5 protein-coding genes and 2 pseudogenes are annotated in these 5,805 nt (G+C 71.1%); 5 read left to right on the top strand and 2 right to left on the bottom strand.

What is annotated here, in order from left to right:
- Positions 1 to 103: 103 nt before the first annotated feature.
- From ACIGJO_RS35635 to ACIGJO_RS35655, 5 genes and pseudogenes are all read left to right on the top strand, one after another.
- Positions 104 to 1,006 (top strand): universal stress protein, encoded by a 903-nt coding sequence (locus ACIGJO_RS35635; protein ID WP_399965583.1) that lies wholly within the window; start codon positions 104 to 106, stop codon positions 1,004 to 1,006.
- Complete coding sequence (locus ACIGJO_RS35640; RefSeq protein WP_399965585.1) at positions 1,003 to 1,863, top strand: universal stress protein; 861 nt, start codon at positions 1,003 to 1,005, stop codon at positions 1,861 to 1,863. The genes ACIGJO_RS35635 and ACIGJO_RS35640 overlap by 4 nt, the downstream gene beginning before the upstream one ends.
- Positions 1,864 to 1,870: 7 nt before the next feature.
- Complete coding sequence (locus ACIGJO_RS35645) at positions 1,871 to 3,688, top strand: cation-translocating P-type ATPase (RefSeq protein ID WP_399965587.1); 1,818 nt, start codon at positions 1,871 to 1,873, stop codon at positions 3,686 to 3,688.
- On the top strand, positions 3,571 to 4,482 hold the full coding sequence (locus ACIGJO_RS35650) for an HAD-IC family P-type ATPase (RefSeq protein WP_399965589.1): 912 nt from the start codon (positions 3,571 to 3,573) through the stop codon (positions 4,480 to 4,482). Before ACIGJO_RS35645 ends, ACIGJO_RS35650 begins: the two co-directional genes overlap by 118 nt.
- A gap of 51 nt (positions 4,483 to 4,533) precedes the next feature.
- Positions 4,534 to 4,857, top strand: a pseudogene (locus ACIGJO_RS35655) (GAF domain-containing protein); the annotation flags it as partial.
- Positions 4,858 to 4,932: 75 nt separating this feature from the next.
- Here the strand turns inward: ACIGJO_RS35655 and ACIGJO_RS35660 are convergent.
- Positions 4,933 to 5,118, bottom strand: a pseudogene (locus ACIGJO_RS35660) (DNA-binding response regulator); the annotation flags it as partial.
- A gap of 50 nt (positions 5,119 to 5,168) precedes the next feature.
- A complete protein-coding gene (locus ACIGJO_RS35665) occupies positions 5,169 to 5,711 on the bottom strand; it encodes a CBS domain-containing protein (RefSeq protein ID WP_399965591.1) in 543 nt (180 codons plus the stop codon).
- Between the last annotated feature and the right edge of the window lie 94 nt (positions 5,712 to 5,805).

Raw genomic sequence — 5,805 nt, forward strand, 5'->3', positions numbered from 1 at the left:
CCGCAGTCTTCAGCTCCACCGGTCCGACATATCGGTAACTCCGCCCCCGCGCACTCACACCAGCCAACCTAGAGCACTTCCGACACACGCCCTAGGAGGAGCCATGAACGCAGCCACAACCAGTCCTGGTCCGGGCAGGGTCGTCGTCGGCGTCGACGGATCACCGTCCGCACACACGGCGGTGATGTGGGCGGCAGCGGAGGCGGCCCTGCGGGGCAGTACTCTCTGCCTCGTTCATGCGGCGGACACGGACGCACCGGTCCCGTTTCTGTCCGAGGCGGAGATCGTCGGGAGCCGGCAAGCGGGACGGGAGCTGCTCGACCGGACCGCCGAGGCGATCACGGAGCGCCATCCCGAGTTGGCGGTCGTCGAGGAACTCACCGATGGCCCAGCTCCCGGCAGCCTGCGACGAGCCGCCGCCCTGACCGGCACGGTCGTCGTCGGACACCGGGGCCTCGGCGGGTTCTCCTCGCTGTTGCTCGGATCGGTCGGTCCTGGGGTCGCGGCCGGCGCCACCACGCCCGTGGTCGTGGTGCGCGGGGCCGCGGAGCCCGTCGAGGACGGCGTAGTGCTCGTGGCGGTTCGGGACGGGGCCGACGTGGGCTGCGCCTGTGCGGCGGCCCGCGAAGCCCTGCTCCGAAAGGTGCCTCTGCGGCTCCTGCACATGTGGAGTGTGAAGCTGTCCGCCGACTCACGAGCTGCGTTGCGTACCGGTGGCGACGAGATCGCGCGCGATCACGCACGCGTACTGTCCTCGGTCTCGAACCGGCTCCGGGAGGAGTTCCCGAATCTGACGGTGCACGCCGACACCCAGAAGAGCCACAGCGCGCCCGGAGCTCTCGTCGACGCGTCCCGCCACGCCGACCCCCTGGTCGTCGGCGGCCGGCGATCGCCCGGCTACTTCGGACCGACGCTCGGCCGGATCACGCTGACCCTGCTGCAGCACGCCCACTGCCCCGTGGAGCTCATCCCTCGGCAAGGGCCCGGACATGGGAGCACGTCATGACCAGCACAACAGGTCGCAGTGACATCGTCGTCGGTATCGACCCGGTCAAGAACTGGCACCTGGCCGTGGCCTGGGCTGCGGACGAGGCCCACCTGCGAGGAGCGGGACTGCGCCTGGTGGTCGCGGTACCACCGCAGCATGACACCCAACACGTCGGCAACACTCCTCGTCACCCGGCGCAGCAGCAGGCCGGCACGGAAGCTCTGCGTACCGCGCTCGCCTGGGCGCACGCCCGGCACCCGGGCCTCACGTCCACCTCCGCCCTTCTCGACGGGTTCCCGGCAGGAGTCCTGGCCGGCCTGTCACACGAGGCCGAAATGATCGTGCTGGGCTCCCGGCATCTCAGTCGTACCGAGGAGTTCCTGAGCGCCGGTTCCCTCGTCGTTCCGGTCACCGCGAAGGCGCACTGCCCGGTGGCCGTCGTGGGCGACGCGGAACACGTCACGCAGGAGACGCCCTACCTCGTTGTCGGTGTCGACGGCAGCGAGTCCTCCCGAGCCGCCCTGGCCTGGGCGTTCGAGGAAGCGGACCTCCGGCGCTGCGCACTGCGTGCCGTCGCCGTCTGGCAGCCCCCCGTCTTCTCCCTGCACAGCGGTGACACGCTGTTCCACGCCGAGCGCCGCCTGCTCTCGGAGACCACCGCGGGCTGGGCGGAGAAGTACCCGGACGTCCGGCTCACCCACGAGGTGTCGATCGGTTCCCCCGTAGAGACCCTCGCGGACGCTGCCGAGCACGCCCTTGCCGTCGTCGTCGGCCGTCGAGGCCGGGGCGGATACACCGGGATGCGCGTCGGATCCGTCGTCCACGGGCTGCTGCATCGGGCCCACTGCCCGGTGATCACCGTCCCTGCCAGGTGAGCGAGCCATGACGGCGTCGGCAGCAGACCGGGCACCTGCACCGGTGCGGGCGACGGCGGGACTCACCCAGGAGGAGGCCGACCGGCGGCTTGCCGACACAGGCCCCAACGAGGTGACCGCGAGAAAGCCCGTACGGCTCCACAAGCGTGTCCTGGCCCAGCTGACCGACCCGCTGATCATGGTGCTCCTGGGGGCCGTCGTACTGACCCTCGCGATCGGCGACCATCCCGACGCGATCGTCATCGGACTGGTCGTCCTCGTGAACACGACCGTCGGCGTGGCGCAGGAGATCCGGGCAGACAACGCCGTCGCTGCTCTCTCGGCCCTCACCGCGCCGCACGCGCGCGTGCGGCGCGGCGGCGCCGTCCGAGACCTCCCGGCGGCGTCGATCGTCCCGGGTGACGTCCTTGTGGTCGGTGAGGGAGACATCGTCGCCGCCGACTCCGAGCTCGCCGAGGCGTCCGCCGTACTGGTGGACGAGTCCATGCTCACGGGGGAGTCCGTGCCTGTCGACAAGGACCCCGGTGCGACGCTGAGCGCGGGCACGGTCGTCGTCCGGGGCCGGGGTGTGGCCGTAGTCACGGCGACGGGGGCGTCAAGTGCGCTCGGCCGCATCGCGGCTCTTCTCGACGAACGCCGCGAGCCGACCCCGCTGCAGCGCCGACTCGCCGCCCTCGGACGCGTCCTTGCGGCCGCGACACTCGCGCTGTGCGTCCTGGTCTTCGCCCTCGGCCTGGTGCGCGGGCTCCCGCTCGGCACGATGGCCGTCACCGCCATCAGCCTCGCCGTGGCGGCGGTCCCCGAGTCCCTCCCCGCCGTGGTCACCCTGGCCCTCGCACTCGGAGCCAGGCGCATGGTCGCCCGGCACGCCCTGGTCAGGCGGCTGCCCGCGGTGGAGACGCTCGGCTCGGTGTCCGTCCTCGCCACCGACAAGACCGGCACCCTGACCGAGGGCCGCATGGTCGTCCACCACGTCTGGACACCGCAGGTGAGCGCCGAGCTCACGGGTGTGGGGTACGAGCCCGAGGGCGACGTCCTTGTCGCCGGGAGGCCGGCGGAGGCGCCCGAGCTCGAGCCGCTGCGCGAGCTGCTGACGGTGACGGCCCTCTGCAACGACGCCACGCTGCGCCCGGCGGACGCCGAGGTGTCCGACGGTCGCTGGGCGGCGCTGGGCGACCCCACGGAAGCGGCTCTGCTCACGGCCGCGGCCAAGACGGGCTGCCCGGAGCCGACGGAGCTGTCGGTGACCCGCCCCCGGGTCGGAGAAGCGCCCTTCGACAGCCTCCGCAGACGCATGACCACGCTCCACAAGACTGACGGAGACGGATTGCTCGTCTGCCTTAAGGGCGCCCCCGAAGCCGTACTCGACCCGGCCGTCCTGCACGCTTCTCCGGACGCGCTCGCGCAGGCCCGCGAGGAGGCAGCGCAACTGGCCGTGCGGGGATACCGCGTGCTCGCCGTGGCATCGGGCGTACGGGACGACCTGCCGAGTCCGGTCACCGCGGCGGAGTCGGGCCTCGCGCTCCTTGGCCTCGTTGCGCTGAGCGACCCACCGAAGCCGCATGCCGCCGCGACCCTCGCCTCCTGCCGGGCGGCCGGCATCACCCCGATCCTGACCACCCTGCGACGGCGAGGGCGGTGGCGTCCCACGTCACTCTCGTGGGCGAGGGAGATGAGACGGACGGCGACGTCGTCACGGGAGCGGACGTGGCCGCTGGACGTGTCCCTGACCTCACCGCGGTCCGGGTCTTCGCCCGTACCGATCCCCAGCAGAAGCTGGACATCGTCGAGGCGTGGCGTGCCCGGGGAGCGGTCACCGCCATGACCGGCGACGGCGTCAATGACGGCCCCGCCCTGCACCGGGCCGACATCGGTGTCGCCATGGGAGCGCGCGGAACGGAGGTGGCGAGGCAGGCGGCGGACCTCGTCCTCACCGACGACGAGCTGTCGACGGTAGTGGCGGCCGTCGATGAGGGCCGGCGCGTCTACGACAACATCCGCCGCTTCCTCGTCTACGGAATGTCCGGTGGCGCCGCCGAGATCCTCATCATGCTCATCGGTCCCGTCCTCGGACTGCCCCTGCCCCTGCGAGCAGGGCAGATCCTGTGGATCAACCTCCTCACACACGGCCTCACCGGCGTCGCCATGGGAGCGGAACCGGCCTCCCCGGGAGCGATGCGGCGTCCGCCGCGCCCGCCCGGCCAGCACATCCTCGGTGGCGGTGCCTGGCAGCGCCTGCTCGTCCTCGCCGCCGTCGTCACGACGGCCTCTCTCGGCGCGGGACTCGCCGCCCAGGCGCTGGACCTGGCCTGGCAGAGCGTTCTCTTCCTCGCCCTCCTCGCCGCCCAGCTCTGCGTCGTACTGGGGCTGCGTGCCCGGCTGCTGACACGGAAGAACCCGTTCCTTCCCCTGTCCGTCCTCGCCTCCACCCTGCTGGCCGCGGCAGCGCTGTACGTGCCCTTCCTGAGCTCGGTCCTGGAGACGGAGCCTCTCGGCTGGGCAGGTGCCGGTATCGCTCTCGCCTGTGCACCCGCCGGCTTCGTGGCGGCCCGCGTCGTACGGAACGCTTTCCACCCCGGCCAGCCGACAGGAGCGGGTGGCACATCCGGACTACGGTGAAAGTGCGTGTGTCGAGCCCTGTCCGTGAGCTCGACGCTTCCGGAGGTTTCGATGGGTGGTGAAGGCTCCGAGTCGGCAGGCAGCAGGATTCCGGGGCTGAGGCTGGATGAACCGCTCTCCGGATTTCTCCCCATCGGCATCGGCGACGACCTGCGGGAGCAGATCGGAGATCTGCCCTCCGGGCACGGAGTTCTCGGCGAACTGATCCGGAACCCTCAGCCGCTGCGCCTGTCCGAGCTGTCCGAGCATCCCGCCTCGTACGGATTCCCGCCCCAGCATCCGCCGATGCACTCGTTCCTCGGCGTCCCCATCCGTGTCCGCGATGTGGTCTTCGGGAATCTCTGCCTCACAGAGAAGCGCGGTGGGGTCGACTTCGACGCCGAGGACGAGGCCGTTGTGACGACCCTGCCAGTCGCGGCCGGTATCGCGATCGAGAACGCCCGCCTCTATGAGGAGGGCCGCCTCCGGCCGCAGGGCGGGCCCCCTGGCCAGGGCCTGGGCTGCCGTCGCCGCCTCGCCGACCACTTTCATGTCGGGTTCGTCGTTGATCCGGTCGCGAAGGCCCCGGCGGACGACCTCGTGATCGTCCACGAGGAAGACCCGGGTGGGTGTGTCGGCTGCCGGCAGCTCGGACATGGCGACCCCTGTGACCGTTGGGTACCTACCGCCCCCATGAGGATTGTCCGTCACGGGGCGTCTTCGTGGGTACCGAGTTCCATCCGGACGTCCACGACCCCCTCCACGGCCCGTACGGCGCGTGCGAGCAACGGCACCAGCGATCGGTCGGAGAGCGCGCCGCGGATCGTGGCCACACCCTCCGCCACGGTGACGTCCAGCTCTGGAGGGACGGCCGGTTCGTTGAGGACCGAGTGGCGGATCTCTGCCTCGATCTCGTCGTCCTTACGGAGGAACACCTTGAGCAGGTCGCTGCGGCTGACGATGCCCTCCAGCATCCCGATGTCGTTCACCACGGGAAGTCGCTTCACCTTCCGCGTGGCCATGATCCGCGCCGCCTCGGCGAGGGTGGAGTCCGGGTGGACGGTCACGGCCGGGCTGGACATGAGCTCGCCGGCCCGCACGGCCCCGGCCTTGGACGCCTCGAATTCTTCCGGGCTGGGTTCCACGCTCCGGAACTCCTCTTTCGGCAGGAGATCCGCCTCTGAGACGACGCCGACGACACGACCCTCCCCTTCGAGGACGGGGAGGGCGCTCACCTTCCACTGGTCCATAAGACCGACCGGCAAATGGATCACTTGAGGCGTCGGGTGGTGGGGCGGCCGTCCCAGCGGTAGCGGCTCGTCGAGCGTCGGATGAGCATGCGGA

The sequence above is a fragment of the Streptomyces sp. NPDC079020 genome, from assembly GCF_044542225.1.
In the GTDB taxonomy this organism is placed as follows: Bacteria; Actinomycetota; Actinomycetes; order Streptomycetales; family Streptomycetaceae; genus Streptomyces.